Origin of the sequence: Halogeometricum limi (genome assembly GCF_900115785.1) — an archaeon.
Taxonomy (GTDB): Archaea; Halobacteriota; Halobacteria; order Halobacteriales; family Haloferacaceae; genus Halogeometricum; species Halogeometricum limi.
Map to the genome: position 1 here is coordinate 51107 of NZ_FOYS01000001.1, position 12666 is coordinate 63772.

The window sequence follows — 12666 nt, forward strand, 5'->3', positions numbered from 1 at the left end:
TTACACTTCGAATGGAAGGAGTCGAAACGGACCACCGGTCGCGTTCCGTGTGAAACACAGTCGTACCGAGCGGAGCGAAGAGAATAGTCATATCACCGTCACGAACCCCTTCGCTTCGCCTCGAAACCACCCGACAGTGCGGTGATGGCCGCTCGTGTCGTGGACCTGAAACGAACCCCTCACGGCTGGGGAGCACTCCGGAGTGCTCGTTACTCGTCGCGGCCCTCGTCGTCGGCGTCTTCGTCTGCGCTCTCTGCCGCAGAGAGGCCGTCGTCGCCGCGTTCGAGCGCCGTCGGCACGTCGTGGTGGTCGGAGTAGCCGTCGAACCAGCGGACGGTCCGTTCGAGTCTGTCGACCACGTGGGCGGGTTCGCCGGAGCGCGAGAGTTCGTGGCCCTCGCGGGGGTACCGAACGAGGCGCGTCTCGACGCCGTTCTTCTTCAAGAACAGGTAGAACATCTCGCCGTTGTTGACGGGGACGCGGAAGTCGTCGTCCGCGTGCATCACGAGCGTCGGCGTCGTCACCTCGTCGGCGTAGGCGACGGGTGACTGCTCCCAGAGGAACTCCGGTTCGTCCCACGGCGTCGTGCCGAAGTCGCCCTCGATGAGTTTGAACGCGTCCGTCGACCCGTAGAACGACGAGAGGTCGTAGACGCCGCGTTGGGCGACGCCGCCGGCGAAGAAGTCGGTGTGGCCGACGATCCATCCGGTCATGAACCCGCCGAACGAACCGCCGGTGACGAAGGCGTTCTCCTCGTCGACGTAGTCGCGTTCGCAGACGAGTTCGACGCCGTTCATCACGTCGGTCATCGTCACGTCGCCCCAGTCGGACTCGATGGCGGTGGCGAACTCCTCGCCGTACCCCGTCGACCCGCGCGGGTTCGACCAGAAGACGACGTAGCCGCGGGCGGCCAAGAGTTGGTACTCGTGCCACATCGTCCCCGACTCGGACCACATCGCGTGCGGGCCGCCGTGAATCTCGACGGCGAGGGGGTACGTCTCGTCTTCGTCGAACTCCGGCGGCGTCAGCACCCACCCCTGCACCCGCACGCCGTCCGAGTCGAACCAGAGTTCCTCGGGTTCCTGCACGTCCACCTCGGCGAGGTAGTCGGCGTTCACCTCGGTCAGGCGCGTCTCCTCGCCGTCGGCGAAGGCGAACACGTCGCCGCGGTGGTCCCACTCGCTCTTGGCGTAGGCGACGACGGGCGCGTCCGCGTCGCCGCCGACGGAGAGCGTCGTCGCGTGGCCGTCGCCGACGAGGAGTTCCGGGTCCTCCGAGGCGTCTCCGGGCACGCGCCGCGAGACGTAGTGCCCCTCGTCGGGCGTGAGGAAGTAGACGAACTCCTCGTCCGGACCCCACGTGAACCCGCCCGCGAGGTCCACCGTCCGGTCGAGATTCGCGGTCGGGACGGTCGTCTCGTCGGTCTCGGGGTCGTACACCTCGATGTCGGAACTCCGCATCGACAGGCGTTCTTCTGGCGTCTTCGCGTACGCGACGCGGCCGTCGGTGGCCACGTCCATCACGAGACCCCAGCACGTCGTCCGCGTCACGTCCGTCACGTCGCCCGAGTCGAGGTCGAGCGACTGGATGTCGATGACGACGCTGTCGTCGGGTTCGGTCTCACCCTGTGGATACTTCACGCCGAAGTAGACGGTGTCGTCGTCGCGCCACGCGGGAGCGACGTGGTCGAGGTCACCGTCGGTGAGGCGTTCGACCTCGCTCTCGCCGTCTGCGCCGTCCCCGTCGAGATGCGCGAGGTAGGCGTGCGTGACGGTGTCGTCGCGGTACCGTTGGTGCTGACGGTAGACGAGACGGTCGACGACGCGCGGGTCGGGCGTCTCGCGTTCGTACTCCTCGCCGTCGAGGCCGACGTCGAGGCCGTCTTCGCGTTCCGCCTCGGTCGTCGCTTGCTGAAACAGGAGACGACTCCCGTCGGGACTCCACTCGACGCCGGAGACGCCGCCGGGCACGTCCGTCACCTGTTCTGCCTCGCCGCCGTCGACCGGGAGGACCCACAGTTGCGGTCGGTCGTCGTCGGCGCCGCGCGTCGAGACGAACGCGAGTCGGTCGCCGGACGGACTCCACCGCGGGTGCGAGTCGACGCCCTCGGCGATGGTGAGTCGTCGCGGGTCGGACTCGCCGTCGGTCGAGACGGTGTAGATAGTCTGTTCGTAGGAGTCGTCGCCGCTCGGGACCTTCCGAACGAACGCGACGCGCGTCCCGTTCGGTGACACCCGCGTGTCCTCAACCTGTACGATGTCGCAGTAATCAGTCGCGGAGACCGGAGACATACCGCCGCGTTCGGCATCGTTCGTGAAAGGTGTACGCCCATCGGCGGAGACGGCCGCAGATTTTCACATATCAGAACCGAAATGTAACTTTCCATACATCGAGACACTCTCGTATCAGATGAAAATCCGTATATATCTCCCGTCGGATACTAGATGGATATGGCTCGAAAGTTCAATCGTCGTGAGTTCATCGCAGCGACCGGTGCGGCCGGAATCGCCGGATTAGCGGGCTGTTCGTCGAACGGCGGCGACGGCGGAGAGACGGAGACGGAGGAGAACGGTGGCGGCTCCACCGACGCGGAGACGGAGACCGAGACGTCCGGAAACGGCGGCGGAAGCGGGAGCACGCGCCTCTCGTGGCACGCCGGCGGGACGGGCGGGACGTACTTCCCGCTCTCGAACGAGTTCAAGACGGTCGTCGAGGACAACACCGACTACACGCTGCAGGTGCAGTCGACCGGTGCCTCCGTCGAGAACGTCGGCAGTCTCTCCCGCGGCGAGGCCGACTTCGCGCTCATCCAGAACGACATCGCCTACTTCGCGTTCAACGGCGAAGGCATCGACGCGTTCAAAGGGAACGCCGTCGAGAGCCTCCGCGGCGTCGCGACGCTGTACCCGGAGACCATTCACATCGTCACGCTCGCCGACACGGGCATCGAGCAACCGTCGGACCTCTCGGGCGCGACCATCAACACCGGTGACCTCGGGTCCGGGACGCAGGTCAACGCCGTCCAGATTCTCGACGCGCTCGGAATCTCCGACTACGACGAGCAGAACACCGGGTTCTCCACGGCGTCCGACCAGTTGAAGAACGGCGACATCGACGCGGCGTTCGTCGTCGGCGGGTGGCCCGTCGGCGCGCTCGAAGAACTCGCGGCGACCGAAGACGTCGTCGTCGTCCCCGTCGAGGGTGAGAACCGACAGGCCGTCAAGGACGCCGCACCGTTCTACGCGGACGACGAGGTTCCGTCCGGAACGTACGGCCTCGACTCGGCGGTGCCGACCGTCTCCGTGCAGGCGATGATCGCGACGACGACGCAGGTCGACGACGCCGTCGTCGAGGACGTGACGGCGGCCATCTTCGACAACACCGACCAGTTGACCATCAAGACGGACTTCATCACGAAAGAGTCCGCGCAGGACGGGATGTCCATCGACCTGCACCCCGGCGCACAGGCGTACTTCGGCTGAACACGACCGACGATGTCGGGGAGTCTCGCACGTCGTCTGGCGGTCGTCGTCGTCCTCGTTCTCGTCCTCGCGGGTGCGGGGGCGGCAACGACGACCGACGGGCGAACGCTCGTCGTCGAAGACGCAGAGACCGGCGAGACGCTTCTGTCGACACCCGTCTCCGAAGGGACGCTGGTGGCGCTGGAGTACACCCACAGCGTCGAGAAGACTCGCGTGTTGGACGCCTACGCCGTCGACGGGACGAATCTGACGATGACGCGCATGGAGTTCGAATCCTACGGCGCTGGACTCCCGGCGCGAGCGAACGTGACCGTCGAGAACGGGACGTTCGTCTTCGACCCCGACGGCACCTACGAAGAACTGTACGTCAAACCGGGGCGCATCGCGGGGCACGAACTCCACGTCGGATCGGAGACGTACGACCTCGTCGCCCTCTCTGACGCCCGGTCGGTGCGGCTGACCGTCGAGCGACGGTCGGCCCTCGCTCGCGCCCTCTCGTTCGGAGCAACCAGACTATGACAACAGAGAACCACGACGACCGAACAGACCGAGAAGCGGGGGCCGACCCCGAGACGCACGCGCCGCTCGCCGCCGACGGCGGCCGAAACGACGCGAACGACAGTCCCGAAGACCCCGAAGACGACAGTCTGAGCGACGAAGAAGCCGAAGAGATTCTGCAAGAGATCGAACGGAAGCGCTCGCTCTCGCGGTACACGGCCGTCTTCGTCTCCGCCGTCGGCATCCTGTTCTCTCTGTATCAGATATGGCTCGCCGCGCGCGGGTTCGACTTCAGTCTCTCGCTCCCGTTTCTCGGCGAGGTCGGCGTCGGCCAACTCCAACTGCTGCAGGTGAACGCCGTCCACGTCGCGTTCGCCCTCGTCCTCGCGTTCGTGCTCTTCCCCCCGACCAGCGGAACCGGGGCCATCTCCCGTCGCTTCGGCCGAATCGTTCCGTCCGCACGGGCGCGGTTCGGTGAACGGAGTCCGCTCACCCGCGGTGCGGCGGGTCTGCGGCGCGGCGCCCGTTGGGTCGCCGTCGACGCCGAGAGGGACCGCGTGACCGCGATAGACGTGGTTCTCGTCCTCCTCACCGTCGCCACGGCGGAGTACATGGTGACCGAGTGGGAGGAGATTCAGCGACTCCGCGTGTTCGGTCTCGAAGCCGGACGCTCCGTCGCGGAGTATCTCGGCGGCCCGTTCGTCGCACTGGGGGACGCACTCGGTCCGCTCGGATTCCTCGCCGACGCCGTGGTGACGCTCATCGGACTGCTCCCGTTCAGCGACGTCTCCTACCCGTTCTTCCTCGGTGCCGTCGGCGTCCTCCTCGTCCTGGAGGCGACGCGTCGGGCACTCGGCGTCTACTTGATGCTCATCGTCGCGATGTTCATCGTCTACGCGCGGTACGGCTACTTCATCGCGCCCGACACGCCCATCATCGGCGTCCTCTCTATCACCGAGGGGTCGTGGGCGAACATCATCCAGAACCTCTGGTACAACACCGAGAACGGCGTGTTCGGCGTCCCCGTCACCGTCTCCGTGCAGTTCATCTACATATTCATCCTGTTCGGCGCGTTCTTGGAGATGTCCGGGGCGGGTCAGTGGTTCATCGACCTGGCGTACGCCGCCACCGGGACGCGACGCGGCGGTCCCGCGAAGGCGTCCGTCCTCGCCTCGGGATTCATGGGGATGATATCCGGGTCCTCCATCGCCAACACGGTGACGACCGGTGCGTTCACCATTCCGTTGATGAAGCGGTCCGGTTACCGACCCGAGTTCGCGGGGGCCGTCGAGTCGTCGGCCTCCTCCGGCGGACAGATTCTCCCGCCCGTGATGGGCGCGGCGGCGTTCCTGATGATAGAGTTCATCGGCGTCCCCTTCTCCGACATCATCGTCGCGGCCACCATCCCCGCCATCGTGTTCTTCTTCGGCGTCTGGGTGATGGTCCACCTCGAAGCCGTCCGCGTCGACATCGGCGGCTTAGACGAGAGCGAGGTCGTCAACCTGCGGACGCACATGCGCGCCGGGTGGTTCTACCTCGTCCCCCTGTTGCTCCTGTTGTTCTACCTCCTCGTCGAACGACTGACCGTCGCGCGGTCGGCGTGGTTCACCCTCGTCGCCATCATGGCGCTCATCGCCGCCGTCGCGGCGTACAACGAACGCACGCGGATTCCGCTCGTCGGGAGTATCGCGCTCGTGACGCTGGCGCAGTTCGCCTCCTACCTCACCACGGGTGCGGGAATCGTCGACGCGGTCACGGGGCAGACCGAAGAGGCACTGGCCGTCAGCGAGGCGGCGTTCGCCGCGGGCGGTGACCTCGGAACCATCGTCATCCTCGTCAGCGCCGCGTTCCTCCTCGCGCGGCCCAAGATTCGGTCGCCGTACCTCAACCTCGACGACGCGGTGGACGAGACGAGCGACCGACTCGCGGTCACCGTCGGGCGCCCCTCGCTCGGAAAGCTGAACGTGTTCCGCTACGGCACGTTCGTCGGCAAGTCGATGGACTCCGGCGCGCGAACGGCGACGGAAGTCGTCGTCGCCGTCGCCGCCGCGGGAATCATCCCCGGCGTCGTGAGTGCGACGGGCCTCGGCCCGAACCTCACGGCCCTCATCCGGAACGTCGCGGGCGGTTCTATCGTCCTCCTCCTCGTGTTCACGGCCATCGCGTCCATCATCCTCGGGATGGGGATGCCGACGACGGTGACGTACATCATCCTCGTCTCGCTCTTGGGGCCGGCCATCGCGCAGTCCTCGGACATCCCGCTTCTGGCGGCTCACCTGTTCATCCTCTACTTCGGCGTCATCGCCGACATCACGCCGCCCGTCGCCGTCGCCGCCTACGCGGCGTCCGGAATCGCGAAATCAGACCCGTTCAGGACGGGGGTGCAAGCGTTCTCGCTGTCGCTCAACAAGGCCATCGTGCCGTTCGCGTTCGCCCTCACGCCGGGCATCCTGCTCCTGCGCGGGAGCGGTGAGAGCGCGCGAATCCTCACGTTCGCCGACGTGGCCGACGTGGGCTACTTCGTTCCCGAAGTCCTGATTCCCGTCGCCGGCGTGTTCGTCGGCGTCGTCGGCCTCGGCGTGACGGTCATCGGCTACCTCTACGGACCCGCCACGCGGACCGACCGTGCGTTGTTCGCCCTCGCGGCGTTCCTGCTCATGGCACCGATGCTCCTCCTGAACGCCGTCACGGACCTCCTGGGCTTCTTCGGCGTCCTCGCGAACGTCGGCGAACCCCTCCTCGTCGACGTCGGGATGCGGGCGGCCGGCGGCGTCCTGTTCGCCGTCCTCGCGCTCCGAAACCGGCGCAACACCGGCGACGAGTCGAAACCGACGGCCGCGGCGACGACGGACTGAATTCCGCGCGTCGGTAGTCGGCCGTACGGCGTCGCCCCATCTTCGCTGGCTCTCTCTTCGCTTACTCTATCTTCGCGCGTCCGCTCGTCGCACTCCTGAGTCTGTCTCTGAGCGCCGCCCCGTCTTCGACGGGGACGCGAACCTCGAACGAGACGTCCGCCTCGTAGGCGGCGTCGAACTCCGCGTCCGCGCTCTCTAACAGGCCGCGGACCGACCCGGAGTCGTCGTACTCGACGGTGACCGAGAACGTCTCGTGCGGCACCTCCTCGACGACGCCGGCGGCGTCGACGGCGTCTTTCACCCCGCGAGAGTACGCGCGGGCGAGGCCGCCGACGCCGAGGTTGGTGCCGCCGTAGTAGCGCGCGACGACGGCGACGACGTTTCTGAGGTCCTGCTGGACGAGGACGTTCAGCGCGGGCTTTCCCGACGACCCGGTGGGTTCGCCGTCGTCCGAGGAGTACTCGCGGAGCATCGTCCCGGCACCGGCGGACTCGCCGCCGGCGGGGACGCGATACGCGGGGACGTTGTGCGTCGCGTCCGCGTGCCGGTCCCGTACCGAGGCGACGAACGCCTCCGCCTCCTCGACGGTGTTCGCCCGGTCCACGTAGCCGATGAACTCCGACCCGCGAACCTCGAAACTGGCCTCTCCCGGGCCGGCGACGGTGCGGTAGGCGTCGGTCATGGACGGAGTTGGCGCGGTATCGGTCAAAAGGGTTCGGTCGAGAGCGTCGACGAGCGAGGGCGGTCAGGCGATGCTGATGCGGCGGACGAACGAGAGGTCCGAGAGTTCGTTCAACAGGTCGCCCGGCACGGGTTCGTCGGTGACGAGGTAGAGTTTCGGGTCGTCGGTGAACTCGGGGTCCTCGCTTATCGTCTGCCGGATGGAGATACCCGCCTCGGCCAGTCGCGAGGTTATCTCGGCGACGATGCCCGGCGCGTCGGCGTCCGCGACTTCGACGGTGAGCACCGAGAGGTCGAGGACCGGAGCCAGGTCCATCAGACTCGGGATAGAGGAGATGTTCTGAAAGATGCGACGCAGTTGCTCGTCCGCGAGGATGGTGCTCGTCGTGGAGTCGACGACGCGGCGGTCCACGCCGATTTCGCGGGCGATACCCGTGTTCGGAATCTCGATACCACCGGAGACGACGCGCCCCTCGTCGTTGACCGAGAACCCGCGTTCGAGGAGGAGTCGGATGACCGCCTGTTGGCTCGGACTACCCTCGAACTTCCGCATTATCTCGTCGAACATCGGTTTGCCGAAGATACGTACCACCGTTCATTAATGCACGTGTTCGGCCCCCGTCGCTCGCGGTTCCGTGCGGCCCATCGCCGGACTGGCGAGTGGCTTTAACCTCCCGCGGCGACGACGAATCGGTATGCCCATGCGCCAACTGCGCACGTGTGATTTCTGCGGTGACGACGCCGTCGGAATCTACGAAGTCCTCCCCGCCGAACTGTCGCCGACCGAGACCGAACAGCGCCGCGTCGTCCTCTGTGCGGACTGCTCTGAGACGCTCGAAGGCGTTCTCGACCCGCTTCTCGCCCGTCTCGGCGTCGAACAGGAGTCCACGGTCGGTGCGAACGAGGCGGAACGAGACGCCTCGCCGGAACCCGTCCCCGCGGCGTCGGGTCGCGAGGAACGCGCGGACGACGTCGCCGAACGGCGGGACGACGCCGCGAATCGTCGCGTCGACGCGCCGAGTACGTACGAGACGGAGGCGGGCGACGTGACGCCGATGACGGAGCGACCCGCCGACGGACCGGGCGAAGACGAACGCGACGACGGTGCGGGCGAAGACGATGCAGGAGACGACGAGTCCGGCGGCGACGATTCGAGAGGCACCGAGACGGGAGACGGCGAGGTGACCGAGGAGGCGGTGGCCGAACCCGCCGCGGACTACGAAGCCGACGACGCGGACAGGAAGCAGACGGCGGCGGACCCGAGCGAGGATTACGACGTCGTTGGCGACGCCGGAGCGCCGGAGGCGGCCGACGACGACTCTGCGAACGAGGAGTCCGTCGGCGCGGAACCGCCGCAGTTCCGCAAGGTGATGCGCCTCCTGAACAACCGCGAGTTCCCCGTCGACAGAGCCGAGATTACGGACTTAGCGAGCGGTGCGTACGGACTCGAACGTTCGGAGGCCGCGGAGATACTCGACTACGCCATCCAGCGAGACGTCCTGCGAGAAGACGACGGGCAGTTGCGGAAGGCCTGACGGCGACGCGCGGACCGCCTCAGAGTTCGCCTTTCGTGCTCGGCGTGTCGCTCCGTCGTGGGTCCACGCGCGTCGCGTCGTCCAGCGACCGCGCGAGCGCTTTGAACAGCGCTTCGGCCTCGTGGTGCGCGTTCTCGCCGCGAATCTCGGCGTGGAGCGTCAGGCCGGCGTGCATCGAGAGCGAGTACGCGAAGTGTCGCGCCATGTCGCTCGTGAAGTCGCCGATGGTGTCCTGCGAGAACTCGCCGTCGAACGCGAAGTACGGCCGCCCGCTGACGTCGACGACGACGCCCGCGACGGCTTCGTCAAGCGGCACCTGTCTGTCGGCGTAGCGGACGATACCGCGCTTGTCGCCGAGCGCCTCGGTGAAGGCGTCGCCGAGGACGATGGCCACGTCCTCGACGGTGTGGTGGTCGTCGATGTGCAAGTCGCCGTCGCACTGCACGGTCAGGTCGAACAGGCCGTGCTTGGCGAACGCTTCGAGCATGTGGTCGAAGAAGCCGACACCGGTGTCGACGGCGGCGTCTCCGTCGCCGTCTATCGTCAGCGTCACCTCGATAGTCGTCTCGGCCGTCTCCCGCGAGACGGCGGCCGTTCGCGACGTGGCGTCTGCCTCCGCGTCGGCGTCGTCGGTCATACTCGGGTGTCGTCGCCGGTCGGTATCACGATTGCGCTCTCCGGACGAGACGCGCGACCCCACCCCTTCGTGTCCACTGGAGAAACACTCACGAATTCAGAGATGTATGACGCCCGTCTGCCGGTGATTGATGCATCTCTGCCGCCAACGAGGCAGGTGCCATGCGCTTGAAGGGAGCGGTAGTGGCGTTGTACACGCTCGCGCTCGGGTGTCTCCTGCTCTTCGCGCCGTCCGGAACGGGAATCGCACTCGGAGTGGCACTCATCACGCTGGTCTCGGTGGCGGCCATCGCGAAATTCACCGCGAAACGACCCGCCCGCACCTGGCGGCGTCGCGACGTGGAGTGACACGCGGCGCGAAACCGACCTCCGGCCGCCGAAGGCCCCGACAGTGAGGACGCCGGACCGTGCACGACGCGCGTCTGACGTAGGTTCATACCACGTGGCTCCCGAGAACGTGTATGGGAAAGCGGGCGATACTGACGCTCTTGACGTGTCTCGTCAGCGTGCCGTTCGTCACCGCACCGACGGCTGAAACCGTCGGCGTCGGTCTGTTCCTCGCGGCTATCGGCGTCTACGCCACCGCCGAGTCGGTGGGGAGACGGGTGGCGACCCGCGTCGCTTTTTGACGTCCATTGGACGGTCGAATCAGTGCTCGTCCACGGTATGCTGCGCCTCGCGGAGCGTGAACGTCCCCTCGTACAACGCGGTGCCGACGACGACGGCCGCCGCGCCCGCCTCCTTCAACGCCCGAACGTCCGAGAGCGAGGCGACGCCGCCGGAGGCGACGACGGGAATATCCACCGCGTCGACGACGCGCCGCGTCACCGCCGTCTGGACCCCTTCCATTCGTCCTTCCACGTCCACGTCGGTGAACAGAACCGCGCCCGCGCCGAGTTCCTCGTAGCGGGCGGCGGCCTCGGCGGGGTCGAGACCGGTCCCCTCGGTCCACCCCGAGACGAGGACTTCGCCGTCCTTCGCGTCGAGACTCACCATCACCGACCCCGGATGCGTCTCGCTCAGGTCCGAGACGATGTCGGGGTTCTCCACGGCGGCGGTGCCGAGGATGACGCGTTCGACGCCGCGTTCGAGGAGGGCGCGCGCGTCGTCGGCCGTGCGGATGCCGCCGCCGACCTGGACGGGCACGTCCACCGCGTCGACGATGGCCTCGACGGCGTCGGCGTTCTTCCGGTCGCCCTCGAAGGCGCCGTCCAAGTCGACGAGGTGGAGCGTCGTCGCCCCCTCGTCGACCCACCGACGGGCGGCCTCGACGGGCTCGCCGTAGCGTTTCTCGGTGCCGCGTTCGCCCTGTACCAACTGGACCACTTCTCCGTCCTGCATGTCCACCGCGGGAACCACCTCGAACGTCGGAAACGCCTCAGACATGAGAGACGGTGGACGTGCGACGCGCGTAAAGTCACCGAAGGCGGCGGAACTGTGTCGAGACGGTCGGCGACCGAGCGAACCGTCGCGCGCTCCACTCTCGGGGCGGAATCCCTCGAAAGTTCCGAGTCGGAACCGCTTTGATGCCGGACGCATCAGACAGAGGTAATGAAACTGTTCGGTTCGAGTGGGACCCGCGGCGTGGTCGGAGACGGCCTCACGCCCGAGTTCGTCCTGCGCATCGCGAAGGCGGCCGGGACGGTCTGGGAATCGGACCGCGTGGCCGTCGCGTGCGATACTCGAACGACGGGCGAGATGTTCTCGAACGCCGCCGTCAGCGGACTCGCGAGCGTCGGCGTCGACGTGGACGACCTGGGCGTCGTCCCGACACCGGGCGTCGTCCGCTACTGCGACCGAGAGAGCGTCCCGGCCGTCGTCATCACCGCCTCGCACAACCCGCCGGAGTACAACGGCATCAAACTCGTCGGCGACGACGGGGTCGAACTCTCGGTGGCCGACGTAGAACGCGACGAAAACCACGTCCTCGCCGAAGACTTCGCCACCGCGGCGTGGGACGAGGTGGGCGAGGTGCGCGACGTCCAGTCGGCGAACCGCGACTACGTCGACGAGTTGGTCGCCTCCGTGAACCGCGAGGCCATCGCGGACGCGAACCTCACCGTCGCCCTCGACCCCGGCCACGGCGCAGGCTGTCTCACCAGCCCCGAGTTCTTCCGCGAACTCGGCTGTGACGTCGTCACCGTGAACGCCAACCCCGACGGCTACTTCTCCGGTCGGGAGTCCGAACCCGTCGGGAGCAAACTCGGCGACCTCTGCCGCCTCGTGAAAGCCAGCGACGCCGACGTCGGCGTCGCGCACGACGGCGACGCCGACCGGGCCGTCTTCGTGGACGAGAACGGCGAGTTCGTCGCCGGCGAAGCCTCGCTGGCCGCCCTCGCGGCCGCCTACTTGGACGAGGGCGACACCACCGTCGCCGCCGTCAACGTCTCACAGCGACTCGTCGACGTCTGCGAGGACGTGGGCGCGAACCTCGAACTGACACCCATCGGCGCGACGAACATCATCACGCGCATCCGCGACCTGTGGGCCGAGGGCGAGTCCGTTCCCGTCGCCGGCGAGGGCAACGGCGGCGTCTTCTTCCCGGACTACCGCCTCGTCCGCGACGGCGCGTACGTCGCCGCGAAGTTCCTCGAACTCGTCGCGGACCGACCGGTCAGCGAGTTCGTCGCCCCCTACTCGAACTACGTGAACGTCCGCGTCAACCTCCAGTACGACAGCGAGGCCGAGTTGGAGGCGATGCTGGACGCCGCGCACGACTACGCCGAGTCCTCGGAGGCGACGCCGAACACCACCGACGGCTACCGCCTCGACTACGGCGACGCGTGGGTGCTCGTCCGCCCCTCCGGAACCGAACCGAAGGTGCGCGTCTACGCCGAGGCGCGGAACGAGGAACGCGCACAGGAACTGGCCGACAGCGCCGAAGCGGCGCTGAGAGACGCGCTCGAATCGGTCTGAAACCGGTCTGAATAGGTCTGAAACCGGTCCAGATCTGTCGGGTCGTTTCGTTTTTGTCGCTAC

12 protein-coding genes are annotated in these 12666 nt (G+C 67.2%); 7 read left to right on the forward strand and 5 right to left on the reverse strand.

The genetic code is table 11. The features are described 5' to 3' along the window. Positions 1-209: 209 nt before the first annotated feature. On the reverse strand, positions 210-2291 hold the full coding sequence (locus BM282_RS00265; protein WP_089875652.1) for a S9 family peptidase: 2082 nt from the start codon (positions 2289-2291) through the stop codon (positions 210-212). A gap of 159 nt (positions 2292-2450) precedes the next feature. On the opposite strand from BM282_RS00265, the gene BM282_RS00270 reads away from it, so the two are divergent. From BM282_RS00270 to BM282_RS00280, 3 genes are read left to right on the forward strand one after another with little or no spacing between them, the layout of a single operon-like run. Continuing rightward, on the forward strand, positions 2451-3482 hold the full coding sequence (locus BM282_RS00270; protein WP_089875653.1) for a TAXI family TRAP transporter solute-binding subunit: 1032 nt from the start codon (positions 2451-2453) through the stop codon (positions 3480-3482). A gap of 12 nt (positions 3483-3494) precedes the next feature. Further along, complete coding sequence (locus BM282_RS00275) at positions 3495-4001, forward strand: DUF1850 domain-containing protein (protein WP_089875655.1); 507 nt, start codon at positions 3495-3497, stop codon at positions 3999-4001. Continuing rightward, positions 3998-6835 carry a TRAP transporter permease gene (locus tag BM282_RS00280; RefSeq protein WP_089875657.1) on the forward strand — a complete coding sequence of 946 codons (2838 nt, stop codon included), beginning with the start codon at positions 3998-4000 and terminating at the stop codon, positions 6833-6835. The genes BM282_RS00275 and BM282_RS00280 overlap by 4 nt, the downstream gene beginning before the upstream one ends. 61 nt (positions 6836-6896) lie before the next feature. Here the strand turns inward: BM282_RS00280 and BM282_RS00285 are convergent, their stop codons facing one another. Continuing rightward, on the reverse strand, positions 6897-7517 hold the full coding sequence (locus BM282_RS00285; RefSeq protein ID WP_089875659.1) for an IMPACT family protein: 621 nt from the start codon (positions 7515-7517) through the stop codon (positions 6897-6899). 63 nt (positions 7518-7580) lie between these two features. Next, the gene (locus tag BM282_RS00290; protein ID WP_089875661.1) at positions 7581-8084 is read right to left on the reverse strand and encodes an ACT domain-containing protein; all 504 of its coding nucleotides are present in this window, start codon (positions 8082-8084) and stop codon (positions 7581-7583) included. A gap of 127 nt (positions 8085-8211) precedes the next feature. Between BM282_RS00290 and BM282_RS00295 the strand changes: the two genes are divergently transcribed. After that, positions 8212-9051, forward strand: a complete 840-nt coding sequence (locus tag BM282_RS00295; protein ID WP_245758256.1) for a hypothetical protein — start codon at positions 8212-8214, stop codon at positions 9049-9051. Positions 9052-9070: 19 nt separating this feature from the next. Here BM282_RS00295 and hisB read toward each other — a convergent pair whose 3' ends face one another. After that, entirely contained in the window at positions 9071-9688 is a 618-nt protein-coding gene (gene hisB / locus BM282_RS00300) for an imidazoleglycerol-phosphate dehydratase HisB (RefSeq protein WP_089875662.1), read from the reverse strand. Positions 9689-9849: 161 nt separating this feature from the next. Between hisB and BM282_RS18060 the strand changes: the two genes are divergently transcribed. Further along, positions 9850-10035, forward strand: a complete 186-nt coding sequence (locus BM282_RS18060; RefSeq protein WP_139229661.1) for a hypothetical protein — start codon at positions 9850-9852, stop codon at positions 10033-10035. Positions 10036-10148: 113 nt separating this feature from the next. Next, positions 10149-10316 (forward strand): hypothetical protein, encoded by a 168-nt coding sequence (locus tag BM282_RS18310; RefSeq protein WP_175501320.1) that lies wholly within the window; start codon positions 10149-10151, stop codon positions 10314-10316. 19 nt (positions 10317-10335) lie between these two features. Here the strand turns inward: BM282_RS18310 and hisA are convergent, their stop codons facing one another. Beyond that, positions 10336-11073: a 1-(5-phosphoribosyl)-5-[(5-phosphoribosylamino)methylideneamino]imidazole-4-carboxamide isomerase gene (gene hisA, locus BM282_RS00305; RefSeq protein ID WP_089875664.1), complete on the reverse strand. Its 738-nt coding sequence runs from the start codon at positions 11071-11073 to the stop codon at positions 10336-10338. A 165-nt stretch (positions 11074-11238) separates the two neighbouring features. Between hisA and glmM the strand changes: the two genes are divergently transcribed. After that, complete coding sequence (glmM, locus tag BM282_RS00310) at positions 11239-12603, forward strand: phosphoglucosamine mutase (protein ID WP_089875666.1); 1365 nt, start codon at positions 11239-11241, stop codon at positions 12601-12603. The last annotated feature ends 63 nt before the right edge of the window (positions 12604-12666 follow it).

Bases quoted from the DNA above. Each gene is read 5' to 3' on its own strand.
- BM282_RS00265 (WP_089875652.1), bottom strand. From the start codon at position 2,291: ATGTCTCCGGTCTCCGCGACTGATTACTGCGACATCGTACAGGTTGAG.
- BM282_RS00270 (WP_089875653.1), top strand. From the start codon at position 2,451: ATGGCTCGAAAGTTCAATCGTCGTGAGTTCATCGCAGCGACCGGTGCG.
- BM282_RS00275 (WP_089875655.1), top strand. From the start codon at position 3,495: ATGTCGGGGAGTCTCGCACGTCGTCTGGCGGTCGTCGTCGTCCTCGTT.
- BM282_RS00280 (WP_089875657.1), top strand. From the start codon at position 3,998: ATGACAACAGAGAACCACGACGACCGAACAGACCGAGAAGCGGGGGCC.
- BM282_RS00285 (WP_089875659.1), bottom strand. From the start codon at position 7,517: ATGACCGACGCCTACCGCACCGTCGCCGGCCCGGGAGAGGCCAGTTTC.
- BM282_RS00290 (WP_089875661.1), bottom strand. From the start codon at position 8,084: ATGTTCGACGAGATAATGCGGAAGTTCGAGGGTAGTCCGAGCCAACAG.
- BM282_RS00295 (WP_245758256.1), top strand. From the start codon at position 8,212: ATGCCCATGCGCCAACTGCGCACGTGTGATTTCTGCGGTGACGACGCC.
- hisB (WP_089875662.1), bottom strand. From the start codon at position 9,688: ATGACCGACGACGCCGACGCGGAGGCAGACGCCACGTCGCGAACGGCC.
- BM282_RS18060 (WP_139229661.1), top strand. From the start codon at position 9,850: ATGCGCTTGAAGGGAGCGGTAGTGGCGTTGTACACGCTCGCGCTCGGG.
- BM282_RS18310 (WP_175501320.1), top strand. From the start codon at position 10,149: ATGGGAAAGCGGGCGATACTGACGCTCTTGACGTGTCTCGTCAGCGTG.
- hisA (WP_089875664.1), bottom strand. From the start codon at position 11,073: ATGTCTGAGGCGTTTCCGACGTTCGAGGTGGTTCCCGCGGTGGACATG.
- glmM (WP_089875666.1), top strand. From the start codon at position 11,239: ATGAAACTGTTCGGTTCGAGTGGGACCCGCGGCGTGGTCGGAGACGGC.